A 23,745-nucleotide genomic window follows, 5' to 3' on the forward strand; every position below is an offset into this window, starting at 1 on the left:
GAAGGATTTCGATCGTGAACGCTACCCGTCCGACCTACCGGCACCGTGACTTTAAGGCCGTCCTTTTTGATTTGGATGGCGTGCTCACTCCGACCGCGCTGCTACACCGCGCCGCATGGAATGAACTCTTCACAGAATTTTTCACCCAAGAACATCCGGGCGTGCCGCCTTATACGGAACAAGACTATTTTGACTTGCTCGACGGCAGACCGCGCTATGAAGGAGTCAGCGCGGTGCTCGCCTCCAGAAATATTGTGCTGCCTTACGGAGACCCGGAGGATCACGCCGGAACCGATTCGGTCTGTGCTCTGGGTAATCTGAAAAATTCGGTGTTCACCACCGTGCTGGAACGAGATGGCATCGCCCCATATCCGGGCTCCAGCGAGTACCTGCAACAAGCCTTGGACGTCGGCTTAGACGTAGCCGTGGTCTCCTCCTCGCGTAATGCTCATGCGGTACTCCAAGCCGCCGGGCTTTCGACGCACTTCACTACCGTCATGGGCGGGCGCGAGGCTGAAGCGCGCCAGCTTCCCGGCAAGCCTAACCCGGACACCTTCGTGGCCACCGCCAAAGACCTTGGCTGGCGCCCCGAAGAGTGCGTGGTGATCGAAGACGCCAGCAGCGGGGTAAAAGCCGCCCGGGCTGGCGGTTTCATGGTGGTCGGTGTGGCCCGCGAGGATAATGCAGATCAGCTCCTGGCCGCCGGCGCCGACTTTGTCGTGGAGGATCTGAGCGAACTGGTGTCCTCCTCGGCGATTCGGGCCTGGAATTTTGATCCCTGGTCCATCACGCGGGACAGCGAACGTGACCATACGGGAGCCCAAGATACCGTTTTCTCCCTTGGCAATGGGTTCCTTGGAACCCGTTCCGCGCAGGTGGGACTCGGTGAACAGGTGGCCGGCACCTTCATCAACGGGCTGCATGAAACCTGGCAGATCCGCCACGCCGAAAGCGCTTTTGGGCTGGCCGAAACCGGGCAGACGATGATTAGCGCCCCGGATTTTCGCACCTTGCGTGTGTTCATCAACGATGAGGCCCTCGAGGTGGGCCGTACCGAGATGCTGCGCGATGACCTGCGCCTCGATTTCCGTGAAGGTACCCTGATATCCCAGACCCTCTGGCGCACCGCAGAAGGCCATCGGGTGGCGGTGACCGCTCGAACCATGATTTCCTTCAGCGATCGCCACTTGGCGCTGCAGGACCTGCACGTGCGCCTGCTCGATGCCCCGGGGCATGTGTTGGTTCAATCCTCGGTGATCGGCTATCGCTCCGAACCTGAAGTTTCTTCCCCGGCCGAGATGGATTCAGGCAAGGATCCGCGCAAATCCGATGAAGCTTCCGAGAATCCCTTGCACCCCGCGGGGCATATCGCCAGCGGCGCCCGACTCGGGCTAGCCTACAACGTGGCAGGTTCCAAGATGTCGGTTTCGGCGGTTATGGAACATCTGGTGGACACCACCGGCGGTGCTACCGCCCAAGTGCATACGGAGCGTTCGGCACAACCGGACCGGGCCGACGAGGTATCCAGCGCAAACCTCGAGGCGGGTCAAGGGCTGCGTGTGGCAAAGTTCGCGGTTTACCACTCCTCACGCCGCCACCCGGCCCAGGAAATGCTGCTGCGTTCCACCCGTGCCCTGGATCGTCTAGTGCCTCGAGGCATCGATGAGCATTTCCGCACCCAGCGCGCCTTTATGAAGTCCTACTGGCAGCGCAGCGACGTGCTGGTGGACAGCGATGACCCGAGTCTGCAGCGCAAGATCCGCTGGAATCTCTTCCAGCTGGCTCAGGCCTCGGCGCGTGCCGACGGCCTGGGCATCAGCGCCAAGGGGGTCAGCGGCAACGGATATTCCGGGCACTACTTTTGGGACACCGAAATCTACGTGCTGCCGTTTTTGACCTATACCAATCAGCAGTGGGCGCGTAATACCCTCCGGGCCCGCATTTCAATGATCCCGGCAGCCACCAGACGCGCGCGCATCATGAACGAAGAGGGCATGCTCTTCCCATGGCGCACCATCAACGGCGAGGAAGCCAGCGCCTACTATCCGGCGGGCACCGCGCAGTATCACATCAACGCCGACGTAGTGTATTCACTGGACCGCTATCTCAACGCTGCCTGCGATGACGAATTCCTCGAGGCGGGTGCGGCGGAAATTCTGGTGGGCACCGCTCGCATGTGGGCCTCCTTGGGATTCTGGCGTGGTTCCGGAGAACAACGCAGCTTTCACATTCACGGGGTGACCGGCCCGGATGAGTACACCGCGGTGGTCAACGACAACACCTACACGAACGTGATGGCACGCTTTAACCTGCGCCGCTCGGCCCAGCTGCTGCGCGAGCTGGCCTCCAGGAACCCGAAGTTCTATGCTCAGCTGGCCCAAAAACTGGCACTTGAATCCGCGGAGATCGACACCTGGCAGCTGGCGGCCGATCGGATCCACATCCCCTATTCGGATAAGGTGGGGATCCACCTGCAGGACGACCATTTCCTGAATCGCGAGGTCTGGGATCTGGAGGCCAGCGGGCCAGAAAAACGTCCGTTGCTGCTGCACTACCACCCATTGGTGATCTACCGCTTCCAGGTCATCAAGCAGGCCGACACGGTGCTTGCCCTGTGGCTTCGCTCCAGCGACTTCACCGCCGAACAGAAATTGGCAGACTTCAACTACTATGATCCGTTGACCACCGGGGACTCGACGCTTTCCGCGACGGTCCAATCGATTCTCGCGGCCGAGGTTGGCTACCGGGAACTTGCGTTCAACTACTTCGAACACGCGCTGAATGTGGATCTGGAGAATCTTCACGGCAATACTGCCGACGGAGTGCATGTGGCCTCTACCGGTGGAGTGTGGGCCGCGCTGGTCAACGGCTTCGCAGGACTGCGCGATGACGACCAGTGCTTGCGCTTCGATCCGCGGCTGCCGCAGAGCTTTCGATCCATGCGGTTCAAGCTGGCCTTCAACGGTTCGGTGATCGGGGTGCGCCTCGATGCTACGGGTATCGAATTTAACCTCGCAGGGCAAGGACCACAAAGCGTCTGGGTGCGTGGGGAAGAGATTGTGCTGGAGCCTGAGCAGCGCCAGCGGGTATCGCTTGCCGATCAAGGACCGCAGCTTTCCGGGCGTCCCAGCTTAGAACACGTGCTCTCGTTGCAGCTTGACGCCGGGGCCGAGGTGCCTAATAACCCCTGGAAATAAAAAATTGGCGGACCGTTTGGTCCGCCAATTTTTTTATGAACTTTTTACAGGGTCATTTCCTCGAGCTGGCGTCCCTTGGTTTCGCGCACCATGAAGATCACGAAGATCAGCGAAAGCAAGGCGAAGAACGCGTAGATACCGTAGGCCAGCGCCAGACCGGTCTCGGCCAGCGAGGGGAAGGTGGTGGAAACGGCAAAGTTGGCGATCCACTGAGCGGAGGCAGCCACACCGAGGGCCAGCGCGCGAATGGAATTCGGGAAGATCTCACCAAGCAGTACCCACACCGCAGGACCCCAGGTCGCGCCGAAGCCAACCACAAACAGGTTCGCGGAGACCAGCGCCACGATGCCCCAGTTGCCCGGCAGGGATACGGCGCCGTCGATGGTGACCGATTGGGCGAAGGAAACTGCCATCATGCCCAGAGACAGGGTCATGATGGTGGAACCGATCATCAGCAGCAGCTTGCGTCCCAGTACGTCAATCAGCAGCACCGCAACGATCGTGGCGACCACGTTGGTGATCGAGGTAATCAGCGAGATGGTGAACGAGTCGGATTCGGCGAAGCCGACAGACTTCCACAGGGTGGTGGAGTAGTAGAAGATCACGTTGATGCCGACAAATTGCTGGAACACGGAGAGCAGGATGCCTACCCAGACCAGTGGGTGGAAACCGAAACGGCCGAGCAGGTCCTTGAACACCTGACGGCGTTCAACGTGCACGGTGTTGCGGATTTCCTCGATTTTGGCTTCGGTGGCAGCCCCGGGAACCATGCCCATATCGCGGGTCAGCACGGTAGCGGCCTCAACGTAGCGTCCGCGTTCGACAAGGTAGCGCGGGGATTCTGGCAGGCGCAGGGCTAGTACCCCGTAAATGATTGCCGGGATTGCCAAGGACAGGTACATCCAGCGCCACGCGGCCAGGCCGAACCATCCGATAGCGTCCGCCGATCCCATGACGAATACCAGCAGTGCGCTGACCAGGAAGGCCACAAAGATGCCCAATACGATGGCCATCTGCTGCATGGATCCTAAGCGTCCGCGGTGCTGTGCCGGGGAGACCTCGGCAATGTAGGCCGGGGCGATCACCGAGGCGAAGCCGACGCCGATGCCGCCGACGATGCGCCAGACGATCAGGTCAACCTCGCTGAAGCACAGTCCGCAACCCAGTGCGGAAACCAGGAGCATCGCCGAGGCGATCACCATGGTGCGAACGCGGCCGACGCGTTCGGAGACCATGCCGGCGATCCACGCACCGATGGCCGCGCCGAGCAGGGCGCAGGACACGGTGAAACCAATGGTCACGGCGTTGAGTCCAAACTCGTGTTCGACAGCGTCCACGGTGCCGTTAACAATTGAAGAGTCATAGCCGAAAACAAAGCCGCCAAGGGCGGCACCGAGGGCTATGAAAATGAGTCGCGCGGAGATCTTTCCGTCAGATGTAGTCGCAGTCACAAGGATTCATGCTATCGCCATTGGGCTCCGTCGCAAATACCCTTTGGGGCTTTTTCATCAGAGATGGCCGCCGTGGAATGCGACGCTCGTCATAAATAGGAAAGAATCCTTACAATTTGATTTTGGGCTCTGCGGAATCGACGCAAACCAACCCCGGGTTCATGCGAAATTCTGAAGCGCCAGCAGTGATCCGTGACGGGTTGAAGATTAAACAAAAACCGGCACTGTGAACATCGTCACAATGCCGGTCCGTTGATCGGTTCAAAAGCTACGCATCAACCTGTGTCAGGTCGGTTCCGCGAAGTTTTGCCACGGTAGCCATCAGATGGAAAACGACCAGGGTAGCGATCGTACCCAGCGCGATACCACCCATCTGGAACTGGCCAAAGACTAAGTCTTGGGTCACTGCGATCGCAATGATCAGGCCGGTGCCGGCGGTCATCAAGTTGATCGGGTTACCAAAATCAACCTTCGCCTCGATCCACAAGCGGGCACCAACGATACCGATCATGCCGTACAGCACGATCCCCAGTCCGCCGATGACTCCCACCGGAACGGTATTGATCAGTGCGCCGAACTTCGGCAAGAAGGCCAACGCCATGGCCGCAATTGCGGCCACCCAATAAGCGGCGGTGGAATATACCCGCGAGGCAGCCATGACGCCGATGTTTTCCGCATAGGTAGTCGTCGCGGAACCGCCACCAACGCCTGCCACCACGGTGCCGATGCCGTCGGCCATCAAGGCGCGGCCGTTAAACTTCGATAAATCCTTGCCGGTCATCAGACCCACGGTGCGCACGTGACCGATGTTCTCCGCAATCAATACGAAGACCGCCGGTAGGAACATCAGTGCCACATTAAAGTCGAAACTCGGAGTGTGGAATGCGGGCAGGCCCAGCCAAGCTGCCTGACCTACCGGGGTGAAATCCACCTGGCCCTGAACCAACGCAATTAAGTACCCGATAACCAGGCCCACCAAAATAGACAAGCGGCCCAGCAAACCTTTAAACGCAACGGTGGACAGCACCACCGCGAGCACCGTCAAGAAGGTAGTGGCGGGGAAATCGCGCATCGGCGCGAGGGTAGCGCTAGCCAGGTTCAGGCCGATCAGCGCGACGATGGTACCCATGACCACCGGGGGCATGAGCGCATGAATCCAGCGAGTACCGGTCTTGGCCACGATCAACCCGACGATAAACAGCGCTGCGCCGGTCATCACGATGCCGCCCAGCGCCGCAGAGAAATCGTCACCGACGGTAGAGGCAGTCACCGGGGCAATGAGCGCAAAAGAGGAACCCAAATAGCTGGGCACCTTATTCTTGGTCATCAGCAAGAAGATGATGGTCGCGACACCGGTAAACAGCAAGGTCGTAGTGACCGGGAAACCGGTCAATGTTGGCACCAAAATGCTAGCGCCAAACATCGCCAGAATGTGCTGGACTCCGATGGAAATGGTCTGCGGCCAATGCAGCCGCTCATCCGGGGCAACAACCTCACCTTCGGTGATGGTCTTCCCGTTGCCGTGAATGCTCCACTTCATGCGTTCCTCCAGAATTCGTAGCCCCGCGTTTAGGCCGTAGAGAAGTCTACGCCCTGGGCATGAGACTGCGCGAAGAATGACAGCTCATGTTCGGCCGAACGCCTGAACGCATCCCACATTCTGCTCCGGGTGGCCGGGTCGGCAAGCTGCCAGGCTTCGGTCACCATGTTGATCGCCTGCGCGGTGGCCTCATCAAATTCGACCGAACTATAGGTGGATAGCCAGCTCTCATAACGGTGACCGGGATGGTTTGCGGCGCTCAGCCGGTTGCCGATGTCCTGATAGATCCAATAACACGGCAGGATCGCGGCGATCAGTTCCGCATAGTTTCCCGCGCAGGAGCTCAGATGGTTGACGTAGTTCAGCGTGGTGTCGCTCGGTTCGGGAGATAAATTACGCAATTCACTGCGGTGCAGCTGCAATTCACCTTCCAAGATCCCCTGCGCGCCCTTAGCCCAGAACCGCTGCGCCTCGATCTGCGGGGCTAGCGTGCTGGCTTGCGTGAGCACCTGCGCGTAACGCTGCAGATAGAGGGCATCTTGGGCCAGATAATATTCGAATCTCTCGCGTTCCAAGGTTCCCGCGGAGAGCTCGATAATAAACTGCAGCTCATCGATGCCTTCTCGCAGCTGACCAATGTCTCGCCACCACTGGGCCATCGGGTCGCTGTACACTGGCGGCAGTAGCGCGGCGAAGTGATTCACCGGGCCGTGTCCACTGCCCACCTTGAGCTCATCGGCCGCGGCAATCGCCGCATGAAGGTAGTTTTTGGCTGCTCCCAGTGCGGCGGCCCAGTCGCCGAGCAGCGCATACTGTGTGGCCAGTGCGCTAGATAGCGTACAACCGGTACCGTGGGTGTTTTTTGTGGACAGCCGTTGACTATCAAAACTGGCGATCAACCCCTCGGGGCCAACCAGTGCATCGGGGCACCTGTCGCCGGGAAGATGCCCGCCTTTGGCCACCACCAGCACCGAGTATTTAGCAGCCAGACGTCCAGACTGTGCCACCAATTCTTCCCAGTTGCTGACCTGTTCCTCGCCGAGCAACGCGGCAAGTTCCGCGGTATTCGGGGTGAGCACATCTGCCCGGGTTAACAACGCGTCCAAGGCCGAATCAGTCTCCAGCAGCCGGTCCCCGCTCGTGGCGATCATTACCGGATCCAATACCACCGGAGCACTGAGCGTTTCTAACCAGGCAGCAACCGCCGCGACAATCTGCGAATTTGCCAGCATCCCGATCTTGACCGCATCGATGTGCACGTCCTGGGATACCGAGGTGAGTTGTTTAGCCACGAACTGCGCATCGATGGGCAGCACTGCGTCCACGCCGTGGGTATTTTGCGCGGTGAGTGCGGTAATCACACACATGCCGTATCCGCCATTGGCTCCGATGGTCTTCAGATCTGCTTGGATCCCCGCACCCCCGGATGGGTCGGACCCGGCGATGGAAAGAATGTTTGGACTCATTTGGCTGCCTCCCAAATACTGAGCAGTTCGGCGCTCGCCGAATGCGGATCCTCGGCGGAGCAGATGGCGCGCACTACGGCCATACCGGCTGCCGCGCCGGTTCGTAATGCTGGCGCATCGGCTGCGGTGAGCGAGCCGATTGCCACGCAGGGCAGTGTGGTCAGTGCTGCGGCTCGGGCAAAACCAGCTAAACCTATTGGGGTCGGATGGTCTTTTTTCGTGGGAGTAGCGCGAATCGCGCCGACCCCCAAATAATCTAGGTACTGCGCCTGGTCATTGGCGTGAGCAAGCTGTTCATCGGTGGAGGCACTCAGACCGATGATTCCCTCACCAATGATCTTCCGGGCGTAGGAAACCGGAATATCCTTCTGGCCGATGTGAATTCCTGTGACCGCGGCGCCGGCGGCGCGAGCTGCCAAAAACACGTCGATCCGATCGTTGACCAGTAATTCTGCCTTGCCGGCGGTGAGCCGTGCTGCGGCACAAGTCAGTTCGAAAAATTCGCGAGCACTTTCATCTTTGGCGCGTAACTGCACCCATTGAACTCCAGCGGCTACCGCTGACTCAATAACTTCTAGGGTGCTGCGTGGCTGGCAGCTTTGGGTGTTGGCCACGAGGTAAATTCCGAGATCACGCATGGTTTGCCTCCTGAAGGCGCAGATTGAGCAGTTCTTCCGGGGCGAATAATGAGAGTTCGTCGAGGAAAGCCGAGGCAAAACTTCCCGGACCGCGGCTGAGCGCCAACGCCTTCTCGGCGGCCAGGCCATACATGCCGTGAGCTGCAATAGTTGCTTCAAACGGGTCATCGGTGATCGCCAGCATGCCGGCACACACCGCGCCCAGCGCGCACCCACCCCCGGTTATCCCGGTCAGGCCGATGCCATTGCTATGCACCAAGGTGGTGCGCGTGGCATCAATAATCGCGTCGGCTGCCCCAGAAATTGCCACCACGCTCCCGTAATTCTGGGCCAGTTCGCGTCCTGCGGAGATCGCTGCGGATACGGTGTCCTGCGCGTCTACTCCGCGCCCGGTGGACTGATACCCAGCCAGTGCGAGGATTTCTGAGGCATTGCCGCGGATTAGCGTGGGGTGTTGGGCAAGGATCTTTCGGGCGAATTCGGTGCGCACCGGCAAGGCGCCCACTGCCACAGGATCCAATACCCAAGGTGTTCCCGCTTTGGTCGCACCGCGCACCGCTTCGTCCATTGCGCGTAGTTGTTCGGTGCTCGGCGTGCCTAGATTCACCAATACCGCGGACGCTACGGCTGCGAAAGGACCGGCCTCTCCCGGAAGGTTTGTCATCGCCGGGGCCGCACCGGAAGCTAGTAGTACATTGGCGGTGAAACTTGTGACCACAGTGTTGGTCAGGCAAAACACCAAGGGTGATTGTTGCCGATACTTTTGGGCAACGGTCACTAGAGTCATGCGACATCCCTCCGCTAGTTTGAACTAGTTCAGGTTCGACGGGTCTCATCTCAGTCGGTGAATCCGACACCCCGTGTCACTGGGTCGAGCGTACTCAGGTTAGTGCTCGAACATCAAGTTCATCCTCGCGTCCGGCGTTGCACGAGCGCTTTGACCGTCAGTTCGTCGATGCCTTGTTCGCGGGCTAAGCGCCACACTTTATCCACCGCTTCAATCAGCTCATTGCTAATCTCTTCCGTAGCGGGCACGGAGTTAACCACGGTTCCGGCACGCCGGCGGGAGGTCACCAGCCCGGCAGCTTCAAGTTCTTTATAGGCACGCGCCACGGTTCCCGAAGCAACTCCTAAATCGGTTGCCAACGCGCGCACGGTGGGTAACTTACTGCCCGTAGGTAACTCGCCGAGCGAAATGAGGGAAGAAATTTGCGTGCGGATCTGCGCATAAGGTGGCAATGCAGCATTCAGATCCACAAAAATATGTTGGCTCATACCAGCTGACGTACCTTCGCCGCTGGCCGAGCCAGGAAGATGACCGCCGGGCAACAAAACACGATTACCGCAGCGGCCCACAGGTACGGGGCTGGCGCATAGCCCCAGCCCGGCATCATTAAGATGGCAGCGGTCCCGGTACGCAGCGCTCGAAATTCCAGCACCCGACGGTACCAAATTTCTTGCTCAGCACTGACCTGCCAGGGTAGGGACACCCGTCGAGCCCACCAGATGTAGCCGGCGGTCAGCACAAGGACCGCGAGAACCATGAGCAGTGCAAAAGTCGGACCGACTTTGACCAGCCCCCAGAAATATTTTAATGGGGGGTTGATCAGTAGATAGCCACTGACGATGATCAAAATCCCGGCAAGTATATATACATAGCGTGGAAGGTTCCGGATATTTCGTGCCTGGTGGTGAACGGATTTGGAGCTGTGGTGCACATATCCCAAGTACCCGGCGTTTAACGCGAGGTACAGGGCGACAAAGCCGGCCAGTAGCAGCATCACCTGTGGGGCATCCTCCCCGGGGCGTGTGTCGAAGCTAATTTCGGCCTGCCTGGACCATGGCATCAGGGCCATCCCCACCAGGCTGAGTGCGGTGGTGATGAAGCCTAGGGAGAAGAGATTTTCGCGCATGCGCGAAAATGCGCTGCTCGGCACGGTGTCCGCATTCTTAACAAAGTTTGCGGGAGGTGCCCACGCGGCCACAAGAATGAAAATGAGCAACATCGCAAAATTTCCGACGTTCTGCCATATCCGATAATCATCTGCCTCGGGGTACAGGTTGAGTAACCAGGAAGACTTGTACTGCAGTGCCGCCACGCCCACGGTGGCGAAGCCAAGGATTGCGGTGCGTAAGAGTCGATTCAGCCAGACCGCACGGATTACCTGATTGTCGTGGGGAGTCAGCGATCCCAATGGTTTGCGGAACAGAATCAAGGCCGTGGCGATAAGCAGCGCAAGACCTAACGAAGCCAGGCTCAGAGAATATAACGGGATGAGTGTTGCGGCCTCAGCCAACCCTTCCTGAGCGCTTTGCAGAGTCCCGCCGCCGCCCGTGGAATCGAAGGTCTCCACGGCAAATTGTGCCGGATATCCTGCGACATCACGGATGAAGAATAGTGCGGTTGCGGAGCCAAAAAATACTAGCACTGCAATCAGGCTCAGCGCCCGGGGCAACGGGGTGAACACCGAGCGAGGTTCCAATGAGGCGGCACGCACGGCGGTGACCGACTTCGGCCACGAATAAAGTCCCAGCAGGTAGATCAGCAGTAACCAGAGGCCCGGGTTGATGGCGTCAATAACCTCCGCGACACCAATGCCCGTTCCTGTGACGGTATTTTTGAGATCTCCGGCCGAGCCAGAAGTGCAGACGAAGAAAGCGATCAGCGCGCACCAGAAGGAATGCGAGCGTGCTCGGGTGAGCGCCGGGCGATTGTCTTGCTGGGCTACTAAGCGTAGCCACAGGTAGATCAAGGCGGCACCGATTGCGATTCCGAATGTGGCGGAGGAGAGCTGATCCATAATTTCCTTCGTTGGCTGAAAACTAATGTAGCAACTACATGATACAAACGGAAGGTCTTGGCAGCTAATGAAGTAGCATCAACCCATGGGTCTCTTCACCTCTAATCCTTTGCCCGATCCCGTCGGCGACTCTGCGCCACCGGTCGATGAACATCCCTCGCGTATTGCAGCGGTCTTAGAACATCTGCGTCATTCCGCGGACACACGCATCACTCACCCGCGGCGTTTTCGCGCCGGGCAGCTACGCGCCCTAGAAAAAATGCTGGCAGAACGTACCGGGGAGTTCGTTGATGCGCTAAATCAGGATCTGGGGAAGGGGGCCACGGAAGCAAAGTTCAGCGAGATTGACGTGGTCCGAGCGGAAATTGACCATGCCCAGAAGCACCTCGCAGAGTGGATGGACTCCACTAGCGTGAAGGTGCCACTCGCACTGCAACCGGCCATCGCAAAGGTCGAGCCGCGCCCGTTAGGCGTAGTACTAATTATTGGGCCGTGGAACTATCCACTGCAGTTGATGCTCGCCCCGTTAGTTGCTGCCATCGCCGCTGGTAACGCCGCGCTACTGAAACCCTCCGAGCTCGCCCCGGTTACCTCCGGGGTGTTGGCCAAACTCCTACCGATGTATCTGGATTCCCGGGTTTATGCGGTAGTCGAGGGCGGTGTGGATACCGCCACGGAGCTCCTTGCAGCGCGCTGGGATCACATTTTTTACACCGGCGGAGAAAAGGTCGCCCGCATCGTGGCGCAGGCCGCGGCGACACATCTGACCCCCACCACGCTGGAGCTAGGTGGCAAGAGCCCAGCCGTGGTTGATAACCACCTCTTGCCAACCGCCAAGCGTCTGGCCTATGCGAAGTTCATGAATGCAGGCCAAACCTGTGTCGCTCCGGACTACGTGCTGTCCTTCGCAGATACCGATGCACTGATTAACCGTCTGGGCCAGGCAATCACCAGTTTTTACGGCAAGGATCCAATCAACCATCAGGATTTTGGGCGCATCATCAGCCGCAACCACTTTGACCGACTTGTGAGCATGCTCGACTCGGGCGATGTTGCCCACGGTGGTGACTACGACGAGCAAACGCTGCGCATCGCACCGACCATCATGCGCAACGTTGATCTGGACTCGCCGTTGATGACAGAGGAAATCTTCGGTCCCATTCTGCCGGTCATCGAGGTGTCCTCATTTGATGAGGCGCTCGAATTTATCGCGGCGCGCCCTTCCCCGTTGGCTGCCTATCTGATGAGTGAGTCCCCGCGGCTGCAGTCAATCTTTTCCGATCGGGTGCGCGCGGGCGCCATCGTGCACAACGCGCCACTGGCTCAAATGGTTATTCCGTCATTGCCCTTTGGTGGGGTGGGCGCTAGCGGAATGGGCTCGTATCACGGCAAGTTTGGCTTCGATCGTCTTTCGCAAATTCGTTCTGAACTGAGCAAAACGACGGTCATTGACACTCTGAGCGCAATATATCCTCCATATACCTGGGCTAAGCGAAAGATTATCGATCGCTTACTGTAGCGCGGTTCATAGCTGTTGAGTCGTCCGAGGTGGAATGCTTGTTAAGGCCCAAAAACCTTAATTCAGGAGCATTCGCATGACCAAGCCCGCAGCCCCCACCGATGGCTTAAAGCGCGGTCTCAAAGCCCGCCATATGCAGATGATCGCCATTGGCGGGTCTATCGGCACCGGGCTCTTTGTAGCCTCCGGTGGCACTATCGCTCAAGCTGGACCCGGCGGATCGCTGCTGGCCTATGCGCTCATCGGCGCGATGGTGTTGCTCTTGATGCAATCACTGGGTGAAATGAGTGCCCGGCTTCCGGTCTCCGGTTCCTTCCAGACCTACGCCTCGGTCTTCGTCAACCGCCACTTTGGCTTCGCGATCGGCTGGAACTACTGGTTCAACTGGGCCATTACCGTAGCCGCGGAGCTGGTGGCGGCAGGCATCATCATGTCTTACTGGCTGCCAGATGTTCCGGGATGGATCTGGGCGGGTGTCTTCTTGCTGCTACTCACCGGGCTGAACGCGCTGTCCACCAAGGCCTTCGGCGAAAGTGAATACTGGCTCGCGATGATCAAGGTCATCACCGTCATCGTCTTTCTGGCCTGCGGTATCGCGATGATCTTGGGCATTATGGGTGATAGCACCCCGGGCTTCAGCAACTGGTCAAACGGAGACGCGCCCTTCGTGGGCGGCTGGCTTTCGGTGGTATCGGTGTTCATGATCGCCGGCTTCTCCTTCCAGGGCACCGAGCTAGTTGGTGTGGCCGCAGGTGAAGCGGAGAATCCGCAGCGCGATATTCCCAAGGCCATCAAGGCGATCTTCTGGCGCATCATGCTCTTCTACGTGGGCGCAATCTTCATTATTGGCACGCTGCTTCCATACGCCGATCCGAGCCTGCTTTCCAGCGGGGAAGCTGACATTGCCAGCTCTCCGTTCACTATGGTCTTCGAGCGGGCGGGTATCGCCTTTGCTGCCGCGTTGATGAACGCGGTGATCCTGTCTGCGATTCTCTCGGCGGGCAACTCTGGGCTATATGCCTCAGCTCGCATGCTTTACTCGATGGCCCTTGATGGCAAGGCCCCGAAGATCTTTGCTCGCCTAAACCGTCGTGGTGTTCCGGTCCCCGCGATGTTATTGACTGCTTCGGTAGGACTTTTCGGGTTCCTCACCGCAATTATTGGCCAGGGCTCTGCCTATACTTGGTTGCTCAATGTCTCCGGACTCTCCGGGTTTATCGCCTGGGTGGGTATTGCGGTAAGTCATTACAAGTTCCGCAAGGCATACATAGCCAGTGGTCAGGACCTGGCAAAACTGCCCTATAAGGCACCACTATTCCCGTTGGGGCCTATCCTTGCTTTTGTCATCTTGATCGTGGTGATCGCCGGACAGAACTACGAGGCAGTCGTTCAAGGCCGCGTGCTAGAGGTGCTCTCCAGCTACATCGGTCTACCGCTCTTCCTGCTACTCTGGGCGGGCCACTGGTGGGTGACCCGCAAACAACCAGAGGTTAAGATCGATCCGTGGACCCTGCGCTAAGCGCAGCATTTACGATGACCTGCGCCTCGCGCAAAACCTGCGCGAGGTGCTCTGCAGAACGCGTGGACTCCGCATAAATCTTGTAGATATCTTCGGTTCCCGAGGGGCGTGCGGCAAACCAAGCGTGCTCGCTGGAGACCTTCAGCCCGCCGATGGCAAAACCCGAGGCCTCGGTGCGCTTTGTGGTGATCTGGTCCCCGGCGAGTTCGGTTGCCGTGACAGCTTGCGGGTTTAGCTTGCCCAGAACCGATTTCTGTTCACGGTTAGCCGGCGCGTCAAACCGGTCGTAGAAGCTTGCGCCATGCTCGGCTACTAGCTCGGCATGGCGCTGGCTTGGGCTTTGGCCCGTGACCGCACGAATCTCGCTGGCCAGGAGCGCCAACATGAGCCCGTCCTTGTCAGTGCTGAATGCCTGACCGGTGAAATCCAAGAAGCTGGCTCCAGCCGATTCCTCTCCGCAGAACGCCACCTTGCCTGAGGCCAGCGGTTCGACGAAGTATTTGAAACCTACTGGCACCTCGCGCAGTACACGGCTGTGTGCGGCAACTACCTTGTCGATCAGCACCGAGGAGACCAGCGTCTTGCCGATTTGTGCATCTGCGGGCCACTGAGGGCGGTGGGTCAGTAGGTAATCGATCGCTACCGCCAAAAAGTGGTTCGGGTTCATCAGCCCGGCATCCGGGGTGACAATACCGTGGCGGTCGGCATCCGCATCATTGCCCGTGGAGATGTCGAATTTGTCGCGGTTGGCTACCAGCGAAGCCATCGCATGTGCCGAGGAACAGTCCATCCGGATCTTGCCATCTTTATCTAAGGTCATGAATCCAAAGCGCGGATCCACCTGTTCGTTGACCACGGTCAAGTTCAACCCGTAGCGCCGGCCAATCTCGGCCCAGTAATGTACCGAGGCGCCACCTAGCGGATCGGCGCCAATCGAAATACCAGAATCGGCAATCGCTTTAAAGTCGATCACCGTAGCCAAATCGGTGATGTACAGTTCACGGAAATCAAAATCTTGGGCATGAGCGGTTCCGCGAAGAATTTCCCCGGTGACCATGAGTTCATTGGCGCGCGCTGCGATTGGTGCGGTGATTTCGGATTCTGCTGGACCGCCGTGTGGTGGGTTGTATTTGATACCACCGTCCGCAGGAGGGTTGTGCGAAGGCGTGATAATCAGCCCATCGGCTTGGTCTCCACCACCCGCATTGTGCACCAAGATGGCGTGGCTGACCGCAGGAGTTGGCGTCAGGCCTGAGTCGGCAAACACCGCTACATCATTGCCGGATAAGACCTCTAGGACGGTCCGGTAGGCCGGCTCGGATAGCGCATGGCTGTCCTTGCCCACGTACATTGGCCCGGTGATTCCCGCACCCTTGCGGTAATCCACCACGGCTTGGGTAATGGCCGCGATATGAAGTTCGTTGAAGGTTCCGTTCAGCGAGCTGCCGCGGTGACCGGAGGTGCCGAAAATAACTGCCTGGTCTGGGTTGTCGGCCGCTGGGCGGATCGATGAGTAAGATTCAAGGACAGTATCTAGGTCGATGAGATCTGCTTCGCGGGCAGGTGTCCCGGCGCGTTCGTGGGCCATGTTCTCTCTTATCTTTGTGCTTCTGCCCGGGTTCATAGAATAATCAAAAGTGATGACTTACTACCCGAGCAATCCGTATCAGCAGCCACGTCAGCCAGTAGGGCTTTCGACGGCGTCGCTTGTGCTGGGCATCTTATCGATGCTCGGCCTATGTCTACTTATCTTAGTTCCCTTGGCCGGTGTTATTACCGGCCATATGGGGTATCGGCGCGAACCGACCGTCCGGGGGCTGAGTCTGGCGGGCTTGATTACCTCGTGGGTAGGGCTAGCTATTGGTGTCCTGTTCTATGCGTTTATCATCTGGGCCATCTGGTTTTCGGTTGGATATGCTGAAAACTTCGACTATTCCGGGCTCAACGATTTCGCGTAATCGTGTAGTTTTTCCTGACATTTGGGACTAGCATAACGATTATCGTTAATAACGACTATCGTTAGGTTTGTGATGTCTGGCTTCTCCTTTGGAATAAGCGCCGTGCTTGTCATCGTGGTTTTGGCTTTAGTGCTTTACGCAGTCTTTGGCTCCGGACGAGTGCAGGCCGTCGTAGACTTCACGCGTCGCATCGCGATCGTTGCACTTGTGAGCGTTGGTTTCGCCATCATTGCTCAGGTGGTGTCGGCGCTGTCGGATCCGCAGGTGCAACTCGAAGTTCCTGTCGAGCCTTACTGGCCGGAATATCCGCACGTCACCGACGTCTCTCCAGATCATGGCGGGAATGTCACCGCGCAGATCAACGAGGTACTGATTACCAGCGGTTCGCTCAGCGCCGGAACCAGAGTTCTGCTCGCAACCGGTGCACTCTGCGAAGGTCTGGCGGTATGCGCGGTGATTCTCTCGGTGATCTTGTTATGCAACAAGTTGCGCGTAGGCAAACCCTTCACCGCGAGCCTGCGTAAAACCGCACGGGTCGTAGCGACAATACTTGGTTTCGGCACCACGTTGGGACAGATCCTCAATGGATTCGGCGCCAGCTTCGCCGGCGAGGAGTCGTTACATATCGATAGTTTTGTCAGCACCGCACAGAGTTTCGAGGCATCCTCTCCGTGGCCCGAACCCACCTTCGCGATTTACTTCGAATTTAATTCGCTGTTCATCGCCTTGGGGATCTTTGTGGTCGCCGAGCTGGTGACCGCCGGGCTGCGACTAACCGAGCAAAACAATCGACTCACGGCCGATACCGAGGGACTGGTCTAGCGATGGAGCACGTACATTGCAGGCTTGGGGATTTGTTGGCCGAACGTGACATGACCCTAGTGCACCTAAGCGAACTTGTTGATGTCTCGGTGGTCAATCTTTCGATCTTGAAAAATGACCGCGCAAAGGCAATCCGCTTTTCCACGTTGGTAGCCATATGCCAGGCGCTTGATTGCGAAATCGGCGAGCTACTAGTACTTAAATAAAAAAACAGGCCCCACCCGAGGGTGAAGCCTGCCTTTGAAGCTTTGAGCCCTTAGAGCACGGAGCCCATGAGCTTCTTCAAAGCCGGGGTAGCTGCAATCATTGCCAGACCCAGCACGATGGCGGTACCGCCCATCGCGATGAAGTAAGGGATTTCATTGCCTGCAACGTAGTAACCGGCCAACACGCCAGACAGCGTGGTGCCCAGCGATACGGACAGGAAGAACAGTGCGATCATCTGCGTACCGAAAGCCGCCGGAGCCAGCTTGGTGGCCACCGCCTGGCCGATCGGGGAAAGTAGCAACTCGGCGATGGTGCACAGCAACAAGATGCCAACTAGCGCCAACAGCGGTGTCATTTCCAGCGATTCGAGCGGAATGAAGCACAAGAATGCCGCACCCACGACTACCAAAGCCAAGCCGAACTTCACCGAGGTGCGCGGCTGGCGGTTGCCCAACTTGGTCCACAATCCTGCGAAAACACTGGCCAACAAGATAATGAAGACCGGGTTAATCGACTGGACCCAGCTGGCAGGCATTTCCCAGCCACCGAGGTGACGATCCAAACGGGTGTCGGAGTAGGCCGCGATGAAGGTGAACTGTTGCTGGAACAATGCCCAGAAGGCTGCCGAGCCGATGTAGAACGGGATAAAAGCCCAGACATGCTTCCGCTCGGTGGCATCAATTTTCTTGCTGCGCAAGATCAATACGAAGTACACCACCGAGGCGGCGATGACTACGTAGGCGATGGTGCTTGCAAGGTTTGCCGGGGTGACGATCTTCAGCGCGAAGACCAATACGATCAGAACCATGATGGCTGCGAAGATCCCGATGTAGCGTTTGCGTTCGCCGACAGGCAGTGGGTTTGCTATTAGTCCCGCGGTCTCCGGAAGATTTTTGCGACCCTTGGAGTAGATCAACAGGCCAATGGCCATACCTACGGCAGCGGCGCCGAAGCCCACATGGAAGCCGAACTGCTTGTGCAACAGGCCGGTCAGTAGCGGGCCGAGTAGACCGCCAACGTTCACGCCCATGTAGAACAGTGAGAAGCCCGCGTCAATGCGTGAGTCTTCCTTGGAGTACAGCGAACCGACCAAGGCCACTGCGTTGGCTTTCAGGCCACCGGAGCCGATGGCCACCAGGATCAGACCAATGGTGAGTCCAACGTAGCCCGGCAATAATGCCAGCGCGACGTGGCCGGCCATGATGCCGATCGCGGAGAAGAAGAGTACTCGTTCGGAACCGAAGAGTCGGTCCGAGAGCCAAGCGCCCAAAATGGTGGACAGGTATACGGCGCCGCCGTAGGCGCCGACCAGTGACAGTGCTAAGCCCTGATCCATCCCGAGGCCACCGGCGGTGACTTCGTAGTACATGTAATAGGCCAGTAGGGCCTGCATGCCGTAGAAGGAGAAACGCTCCCACATCTCGACACTAAAGAGGTTTGCGAGCGCGCGCGGGTGACCGAAGAAGGTTTTATCCGTGCCCGTGGTGCTCGAAGTAACAGTAGACATACGTTACATTTTTCGCGCTTTTAGGAGCAAGTGCCTACTTTAGCGATCTATTTCACATGTTTCATATACCGCTGGTATCGGCTAAATTCCCGGTTCACTTGCCCAATTGTTTGGCCAACGCCAAAAGCAGCCCCTCATCGGCACGTGGCGAAATGAGTTGCACGCTCATCGGCATCCCGGAGCTGGAATTGCTGATTGGAACGGTGATGGCGGCTACCGAAGAAACGTTCACCATCGAGGTGTAGGGGGTGTACTGACACTGTCGCATGTAATCGGTATCCGCATCCGAGTCAGTAAAGTAGCCGACCTCAGGTGGCGTCGAGGCCATTGCCGGAGTGAGGATCACGTCATGAGCGGACCATTGTCGCACAAAGTCTGCCGAAATTTGTTTGAGCCTAGCGGCCGCCTGCAGGCTGACCTCCATGCTGCGCGCTGCGGAGCGTTGCCGGAAATCCCTTGCCAAGTCACCGAGCAGCCCCTCGTCTTCGAGCTGAATATGGCGCAGCCCATTGCTCCACACCCGGAGAAAGGACTCGGGGTAGTCGCTGGCGTAGCGCAGATCCGCTGGCTCCACCCGGTGGCGCTCAGACAATAGCTGCTTGGCGCGCTCAAAAGCCTGCAGCGCAGCGGGCTGCAAGGAAATCGAATAGGCGCTTTCGAAAGGAGAATGCGTGCTGTAACCGATCCGCAACCCCTTGAGCCGCTCCGGATAGCTGCCACGCAGCAGTGGTAGGTAATGGTCGGAGCCGCGCATCGCGTCGAGCAACATCGCGGCGTCCAAGGAATCGTGGGCCAGCGGGCCGGAAACCGTCAATTTCGGCGCACCAAAGCTATCTAGGTAACCATCAACCACATCACTGGGGATCCGACCCAGGGAGGGCTTGAGTCCCACCAGGCCACAAGACGCGGCAGGTATGCGCACCGAACCGCCCCCATCGGATCCTGGCCCAACGGGAATCATCCCCGCGGCGATCGCCGCCGCCTGTCCACCCGAGGACCCCCCCGAGGTCAATCGTGGGTCAAGCGGGTTGCGCGACGGTGGGGCGACAAGGTTCTCTGAATAACTGCTCAAACCAAATTCCGGAACCTGCGTTTTGCCGGTAATCACCACACCTTCGGACCGTAAGCGTGCCACCAGCGGATGATCTGCTCGCGCCACATGATGCTTCATTGCCGCGGTCCCATAGGTGGTGGGCATGCCGGTGACCTCATTGAGGTCCTTGAATGCCGTGGGAAGACCATGTAAGCGCCCGATCTGCCCGCGCACCTGCCGCTCGTCTGCCGCAGCCGCGGCATCCATCGCATCGGGGGATACGTACACAAAGGCGCCCAGCGAGCTCAGCTCGTCGATGCGACGCAGATAGTGTTCGGTGACCTCGCGGCTAGAACGTTCTCCACTGGCCAGCTCATCACGCAATTTCAGGGCGCTTCTTGTCTTCATGTCGGCTTTCGAGGCGGGGAATGGATAGTCTTATAAGCAAACACCCAACCAGAGAGGAAAGCCAACCATGAGCAACTTTGAGACTGTTCAGGTCACCGACGTACCTAAGGACGCATTGATTCTTGACGTCCGTGAGGACTTCGAATGGGAAGCGGGCCGCGCGACCGGAGCCAAGCACATCGTGCTCGGTGAACTGCCTACCCGTGTCGAGGAACTGGACCCCGACGTTGATACCTACGTTATCTGCCGCACCGGTGGCCGTTCGGCACAGGCTGCCGCGTGGTTGACCGGCCTAGGCTATACCGCGTTTAATATCGCCGGTGGTTCCGATGCCTGGCTGGAAGCCAAGCTTCCGATGGATGCCGACAACGGTGCGGAACCTACCGTTCGATGAAATATGCCTATCTAGGCCCGGCGGGCACCTTCACCGAGGCGGCTTTGCTGCAGGTCCCCGGAGCCGGGGATTGTGAGCGGATTGCTGCCAGCAGCGTTAATAGCGCACTGGAGATGGTCCGCTTAGGACAGGCAGATGCCGCGATGGTCCCGATCGAAAACTCGGTAGAGGGCGGAGTCTCGGCCACATTGGATGCCATTGCTGCCGGGGAATCGTTACAGATTGTCGCCGAAGTGCTGGTCCCGATTAGTTTTGTGTTGGCGGTGCGCGAGGGAATTACTTCACTCGAACAGATCCGGGAGATTTCCACTCACGGACACGCTTGGGCACAGTGCCGGCATTGGGCGGAAACCAACATACCCGCTGCCAGCTTCACCCCGGCCTCATCCACTGCTTCCGGTGCGTTGGGTCTATTGGACCCAGAGACCCACCACGACGCCGCGATTTGCTCACCCTTGGTGGCGAAGGAGAAAAACCTCAAGGTGTTGGTGCGCGAGGTGGAAGATCACGCCGGGGCGGTAACTCGCTTTATCCTTGTCACCCGGCCCGGAGCCATTCCGGCGCCAAGCGGTGTGGATAAGTCAACGCTGATCCTGCCGTTGTCCGAGGACCGGCCCGGAGCGTTGATGGAATTTCTGGAGCAGTTCACCGCTCGTGCGGTGAACCTTTCACGGATTGAGTCACGCCCTACCGGCGCGGGGCTCGGGCACTACTTCTTCTCCGTAGACGTTGAAGGTCATATTGCTGAAGAACGTGTCTCCGCGGCGCTCGCCGGATTACACAGATTGTGCCCGGAACTGCGCTTCTTGGGATCTTACCCGGCGGCGCAGGGCACCCGCCCGTTCATCGATACGCACAATTCAGATAGTGCGTTTGTCGAATCCCGGGCGTGGGTGCAGTCGCTCAAATCGCGCCTCTAAGGGGTGCGAATACGCAACGCCGAAGGGCTGATGGTAACTTTCAGCTCGTTGACCTGACCTGTTGGGTCGCCGTCGATCTGTGTATTCATAGGTTCCGCGCAGCGCAATGAGACCTCGGTGGTTTGGTAGAAACTCATCACCGGGATCTTGTTGCGCGAGCGGAAGGCGGTCTTCAGCAAGATCCAGCCCCATCCGGCCGCCGAACGCGGAGAGAGCACTACGGCATCGAGAATTCCGTCGTCGATCTTGGCGTCCGGGACGAAGTCCACGCCCTGCAGCTTGCCGCAGTTGGCGAAAAGCACGGAGCGAACCTTGCGGGTCTGCCAGGCCTCGTCTTCGGAAAGCTTGAATTCGACCTTTTTGCGTTGTCCGGGAAGCTGGCGCAAGCCCGCTTCCGAATATGCCAACCAGCCCACCTTGGACTTCAACTCTTCGTCGGTATCGTCAAAGAGGTCTGCGTCGGTGCCGACCCCGGCGATCACCAGGAACGCATGATCCGTCTTGGTGCCATCGAGCAGGTTCAGCTTCATATGTCCCACATCAATGCGCCGCACCATGCCCCGCACGGCGACTAACGCGGCGGTGTGCAAGTCATCAAGCGGCACCTCAATATTGCGCGCCAGCAGGTTGCCGGTGCCTAAGGGAAGCAGTCCCAGGGTGCAATCGGTGCCTTCGAGCACTTCTCCGACGGCGCGAATCGTGCCGTCGCCACCGGCCGCGATAATTGTGTCGCATCCGGCATCGATCGCCTTTTGAGCAGCTTCTTGGCCCGCGTTATCGGGGGTGGTTTCAAAAACCAGTGGCTCTTCCAGCCCCGCTTCTGCGCAGACATGTTTGACCGCGTCACGTGCCTTGTCGGCACCTGACTTGGACGGATTAATGACTAGTCCGACCTTCTTAGACTCGGATTGCTCCTTGATCGAAGGCTCTTTGCTGATCGGTTTGCTCGTGTGCGAAAGCTTACGCACGGAGTACCCAGTAACGCCCGCAAGCACTGCCGCGGCGCCGGCTACAGAAATTAAGATCACGCGGTTTGTCTGCATAGTGCTCTCATCGTACTCAAGATTGCTACGCTTAAGATGTGATCGACCTGAAAATGCTCACCGATAATCCGGAAATGTACCGCGCCTCGCAACGCGCGCGCGGTGCCGACGAAGCGCTAATCGACCAGCTTATTGAGGCTGATTCGGCGCGTCGCGAGACCATAAGCACCTACGAGCGCCTGCGCGCGGAGCAGAATGCCTTCTCCAAGAAGGTTGGCGCCGCTAAGGGCGAGGAACGTGCAGCACTGCTGGCGGAGGTCAAGGAACTGGCGGCTTCCGTGAAGGCTGCCCAAGCAGCTTCCGACGAAGCGGCTGCTAAGTGCACCTCGTTGCAGCGCTCCATCCCGAACCTGATCGCCGATGGCATCCCGTCCGGCGGTGAAGACGACTTCGCCCTGGTGAAGACCGTCGGCACCCCGCGCGACTTTGCCGCCGAGGGTTTTGAACCGCTGGACCACCTGCAGATCGCCGAGAAACTCGACGCGATCGACATGGAACGCGGCGCAAAGGTCTCCGGTTCACGCTTTTACTTCCTCAAGGGCATCGGCGCCCGCCTGGAAATTGCGATGATGAACATGGCGCTGGATCTTGCGGTCGAGCGTGGCTTCATTCCGATGATCACCCCGACATTGGTCCGCCCAGAAACCATGCAGGGCACCGGCTTCGACGTCGAACACGACGACGAGATCTACAAGCTGGAGCGCGACGACCTGTACCTGGTCGGCACCTCCGAGGTGGCGCTGGCCGGCTACCATGCCAACGAGATCATGGACCTCACCGATGGTCCGATCCGCTATGCCGGGTGGTCCTCGTGCTATCGCCGCGAGGCCGGCTCCGCAGGTAAGGACACCCGGGGCATTATTCGCGTGCACCAGTTCAACAAGCTCGAAATGTTCATCTACACCACGGTCGAAGAAGCCGCAGGGGAACATGAACGCTTGCTGGCTATGGAAGAAGAAATGCTGGGACGCATGGAACTTCCTTACCGGGTCATCGACACAGCCGCAGGTGATCTCGGCATGAGTGCCGCACGCAAGTTCGACTGCGAGGCTTGGGTGCCAACGCAGGAAACCTTCCGCGAATTGACCTCGACCTCGAACTGCACGACCTTCCAGTCGCGCCGACTGAATATTCGCGAACGCGAAGTCGTTGACGGCAAGCCGGGCAAGACACGCGCGGTAGCTACCCTGAACGGAACGCTCGCTACGACTCGTTGGATCGTTGCGATTCTGGAAAACCACCAGAACCCGGACGGCACGGTCAACGTGCCCAAGGCGCTGCAGCCTTATCTTGGTGGACTTGAAATCATGAAGTAAAACGAA

20 protein-coding genes and 1 riboswitch are annotated in these 23,745 nt (G+C 58.6%); of the genes, 9 read left to right on the forward strand and 11 right to left on the reverse strand.

All coding sequences use genetic code 11. The features are described 5' to 3' along the window. Nucleotides 1-14: 14 nt before the first annotated feature. Nucleotides 15-3,197 (forward strand): HAD-IA family hydrolase, encoded by a 3,183-nt coding sequence (locus tag CIK74_RS16060; RefSeq protein ID WP_096257257.1) that lies wholly within the window; start codon nt 15-17, stop codon nt 3,195-3,197. A 44-nt stretch (nt 3,198-3,241) separates the two neighbouring features. Here CIK74_RS16060 and CIK74_RS16065 read toward each other — a convergent pair whose 3' ends face one another. From CIK74_RS16065 to CIK74_RS16095, 7 genes are all read right to left on the reverse strand, one after another. After that, nucleotides 3,242-4,648, reverse strand: coding sequence for a sugar porter family MFS transporter (locus CIK74_RS16065; protein WP_096257258.1), 1,407 nt, complete (start codon nt 4,646-4,648; stop codon nt 3,242-3,244). 268 nt (nt 4,649-4,916) lie between these two features. Continuing rightward, nucleotides 4,917-6,188, reverse strand: a complete 1,272-nt coding sequence (locus CIK74_RS16070; protein ID WP_096257260.1) for a solute carrier family 23 protein — start codon at nt 6,186-6,188, stop codon at nt 4,917-4,919. A gap of 29 nt (nt 6,189-6,217) precedes the next feature. Then, a complete protein-coding gene (thiD, locus tag CIK74_RS16075) occupies nt 6,218-7,654 on the reverse strand; it encodes a bifunctional hydroxymethylpyrimidine kinase/phosphomethylpyrimidine kinase (protein ID WP_096257262.1) in 1,437 nt (478 codons plus the stop codon). After that, nucleotides 7,651-8,292 (reverse strand): thiamine phosphate synthase, encoded by a 642-nt coding sequence (gene thiE / locus CIK74_RS16080; protein ID WP_096257264.1) that lies wholly within the window; start codon nt 8,290-8,292, stop codon nt 7,651-7,653. The genes thiD and thiE overlap by 4 nt, the downstream gene beginning before the upstream one ends. Continuing rightward, on the reverse strand, nt 8,285-9,079 hold the full coding sequence (gene thiM / locus CIK74_RS16085; protein WP_096257266.1) for a hydroxyethylthiazole kinase: 795 nt from the start codon (nt 9,077-9,079) through the stop codon (nt 8,285-8,287). The genes thiE and thiM overlap by 8 nt, the downstream gene beginning before the upstream one ends. Continuing rightward, a riboswitch (TPP riboswitch) is annotated at nt 9,069-9,163 on the reverse strand. (Overlaps the previous gene by 11 nt.) Nucleotides 9,164-9,198: 35 nt before the next feature. Continuing rightward, on the reverse strand, nt 9,199-9,567 hold the full coding sequence (locus CIK74_RS16090; RefSeq protein ID WP_096257268.1) for a GntR family transcriptional regulator: 369 nt from the start codon (nt 9,565-9,567) through the stop codon (nt 9,199-9,201). After that, nucleotides 9,564-11,093 (reverse strand): hypothetical protein, encoded by a 1,530-nt coding sequence (locus tag CIK74_RS16095; protein ID WP_096257270.1) that lies wholly within the window; start codon nt 11,091-11,093, stop codon nt 9,564-9,566. The genes CIK74_RS16090 and CIK74_RS16095 overlap by 4 nt, the downstream gene beginning before the upstream one ends. 85 nt (nt 11,094-11,178) lie before the next feature. On the opposite strand from CIK74_RS16095, the gene CIK74_RS16100 reads away from it, so the two are divergent. Continuing rightward, nucleotides 11,179-12,612: an aldehyde dehydrogenase family protein gene (locus CIK74_RS16100; protein WP_096257272.1), complete on the forward strand. Its 1,434-nt coding sequence runs from the start codon at nt 11,179-11,181 to the stop codon at nt 12,610-12,612. A 76-nt stretch (nt 12,613-12,688) separates the two neighbouring features. Continuing rightward, nucleotides 12,689-14,131 carry an amino acid permease gene (locus CIK74_RS16105; protein ID WP_096257274.1) on the forward strand — a complete coding sequence of 481 codons (1,443 nt, stop codon included), beginning with the start codon at nt 12,689-12,691 and terminating at the stop codon, nt 14,129-14,131. On the opposite strand, the gene pgm is transcribed toward CIK74_RS16105, so the two are convergent. Beyond that, the gene (gene pgm / locus CIK74_RS16110; RefSeq protein WP_096257276.1) at nt 14,103-15,719 is read right to left on the reverse strand and encodes a phosphoglucomutase (alpha-D-glucose-1,6-bisphosphate-dependent); all 1,617 of its coding nucleotides are present in this window, start codon (nt 15,717-15,719) and stop codon (nt 14,103-14,105) included. The genes CIK74_RS16105 and pgm overlap by 29 nt on opposite strands. 49 nt (nt 15,720-15,768) lie before the next feature. On the opposite strand from pgm, the gene CIK74_RS16115 reads away from it, so the two are divergent. From CIK74_RS16115 to CIK74_RS16125, 3 genes are all read left to right on the forward strand, one after another. Continuing rightward, nucleotides 15,769-16,089, forward strand: a complete 321-nt coding sequence (locus CIK74_RS16115) for a DUF4190 domain-containing protein (RefSeq protein ID WP_141392975.1) — start codon at nt 15,769-15,771, stop codon at nt 16,087-16,089. 72 nt (nt 16,090-16,161) lie between these two features. Then, on the forward strand, nt 16,162-16,911 hold the full coding sequence (locus tag CIK74_RS16120) for a hypothetical protein (protein WP_141392976.1): 750 nt from the start codon (nt 16,162-16,164) through the stop codon (nt 16,909-16,911). Between the two features lie 2 nt (nt 16,912-16,913). Further along, nucleotides 16,914-17,117: a helix-turn-helix domain-containing protein gene (locus CIK74_RS16125; protein ID WP_096257281.1), complete on the forward strand. Its 204-nt coding sequence runs from the start codon at nt 16,914-16,916 to the stop codon at nt 17,115-17,117. 50 nt (nt 17,118-17,167) lie between these two features. On the opposite strand, the gene CIK74_RS16130 is transcribed toward CIK74_RS16125, so the two are convergent. Both CIK74_RS16130 and CIK74_RS16135 read right to left on the reverse strand, forming a co-directional pair. Continuing rightward, nucleotides 17,168-18,625 (reverse strand): oligopeptide:H+ symporter, encoded by a 1,458-nt coding sequence (locus tag CIK74_RS16130; RefSeq protein WP_096257283.1) that lies wholly within the window; start codon nt 18,623-18,625, stop codon nt 17,168-17,170. Nucleotides 18,626-18,719: 94 nt separating this feature from the next. After that, nucleotides 18,720-20,066, reverse strand: a complete 1,347-nt coding sequence (locus CIK74_RS16135; RefSeq protein WP_096257285.1) for an amidase — start codon at nt 20,064-20,066, stop codon at nt 18,720-18,722. Between the two features lie 67 nt (nt 20,067-20,133). Here CIK74_RS16135 and CIK74_RS16140 point away from each other — a divergent pair, with 67 nt between their 5' ends. Continuing rightward, a complete protein-coding gene (locus CIK74_RS16140) occupies nt 20,134-20,460 on the forward strand; it encodes a rhodanese-like domain-containing protein (RefSeq protein WP_096257286.1) in 327 nt (108 codons plus the stop codon). Further along, nucleotides 20,457-21,380: a prephenate dehydratase gene (gene pheA / locus CIK74_RS16145; protein ID WP_096257288.1), complete on the forward strand. Its 924-nt coding sequence runs from the start codon at nt 20,457-20,459 to the stop codon at nt 21,378-21,380. Before CIK74_RS16140 ends, pheA begins: the two co-directional genes overlap by 4 nt. Here pheA and CIK74_RS16150 read toward each other — a convergent pair. After that, nucleotides 21,377-22,423 (reverse strand): diacylglycerol kinase family protein, encoded by a 1,047-nt coding sequence (locus CIK74_RS16150; RefSeq protein ID WP_096257290.1) that lies wholly within the window; start codon nt 22,421-22,423, stop codon nt 21,377-21,379. The two genes, pheA and CIK74_RS16150, sit on opposite strands and share 4 nt — an antisense overlap. A gap of 38 nt (nt 22,424-22,461) precedes the next feature. Here CIK74_RS16150 and serS point away from each other — a divergent pair, with 38 nt between their 5' ends. Beyond that, nucleotides 22,462-23,739, forward strand: coding sequence for a serine--tRNA ligase (gene serS / locus CIK74_RS16155; protein ID WP_096257292.1), 1,278 nt, complete (start codon nt 22,462-22,464; stop codon nt 23,737-23,739). Nucleotides 23,740-23,745 lie beyond the last annotated feature (6 nt).

Source organism: Glutamicibacter sp. BW77, from assembly GCF_002332285.1.
GTDB lineage: Bacteria > Actinomycetota > Actinomycetes > Actinomycetales > Micrococcaceae > Glutamicibacter > Glutamicibacter bergerei.

Excerpts from the sequence above, each read along its gene's own strand:
- CIK74_RS16140 (WP_096257286.1), top strand. The coding sequence starts at position 20,134 with ATGAGCAACTTTGAGACTGTTCAGGTCACCGACGTACCTAAGGACGCA.
- pgm (WP_096257276.1), bottom strand. The coding sequence starts at position 15,719 with ATGGCCCACGAACGCGCCGGGACACCTGCCCGCGAAGCAGATCTCATC.
- CIK74_RS16120 (WP_141392976.1), top strand. The coding sequence starts at position 16,162 with ATGTCTGGCTTCTCCTTTGGAATAAGCGCCGTGCTTGTCATCGTGGTT.
- CIK74_RS16070 (WP_096257260.1), bottom strand. The coding sequence starts at position 6,188 with ATGAAGTGGAGCATTCACGGCAACGGGAAGACCATCACCGAAGGTGAG.
- CIK74_RS16125 (WP_096257281.1), top strand. The coding sequence starts at position 16,914 with ATGGAGCACGTACATTGCAGGCTTGGGGATTTGTTGGCCGAACGTGAC.
- thiM (WP_096257266.1), bottom strand. The coding sequence starts at position 9,079 with ATGACTCTAGTGACCGTTGCCCAAAAGTATCGGCAACAATCACCCTTG.
- CIK74_RS16105 (WP_096257274.1), top strand. The coding sequence starts at position 12,689 with ATGACCAAGCCCGCAGCCCCCACCGATGGCTTAAAGCGCGGTCTCAAA.
- CIK74_RS16095 (WP_096257270.1), bottom strand. The coding sequence starts at position 11,093 with ATGGATCAGCTCTCCTCCGCCACATTCGGAATCGCAATCGGTGCCGCC.
- CIK74_RS16090 (WP_096257268.1), bottom strand. The coding sequence starts at position 9,567 with ATGAGCCAACATATTTTTGTGGATCTGAATGCTGCATTGCCACCTTAT.
- CIK74_RS16135 (WP_096257285.1), bottom strand. The coding sequence starts at position 20,066 with ATGAAGACAAGAAGCGCCCTGAAATTGCGTGATGAGCTGGCCAGTGGA.
- CIK74_RS16150 (WP_096257290.1), bottom strand. The coding sequence starts at position 22,423 with ATGCAGACAAACCGCGTGATCTTAATTTCTGTAGCCGGCGCCGCGGCA.
- thiD (WP_096257262.1), bottom strand. The coding sequence starts at position 7,654 with ATGAGTCCAAACATTCTTTCCATCGCCGGGTCCGACCCATCCGGGGGT.
- CIK74_RS16100 (WP_096257272.1), top strand. The coding sequence starts at position 11,179 with ATGGGTCTCTTCACCTCTAATCCTTTGCCCGATCCCGTCGGCGACTCT.
- thiE (WP_096257264.1), bottom strand. The coding sequence starts at position 8,292 with ATGCGTGATCTCGGAATTTACCTCGTGGCCAACACCCAAAGCTGCCAG.
- pheA (WP_096257288.1), top strand. The coding sequence starts at position 20,457 with ATGAAATATGCCTATCTAGGCCCGGCGGGCACCTTCACCGAGGCGGCT.
- CIK74_RS16130 (WP_096257283.1), bottom strand. The coding sequence starts at position 18,625 with ATGTCTACTGTTACTTCGAGCACCACGGGCACGGATAAAACCTTCTTC.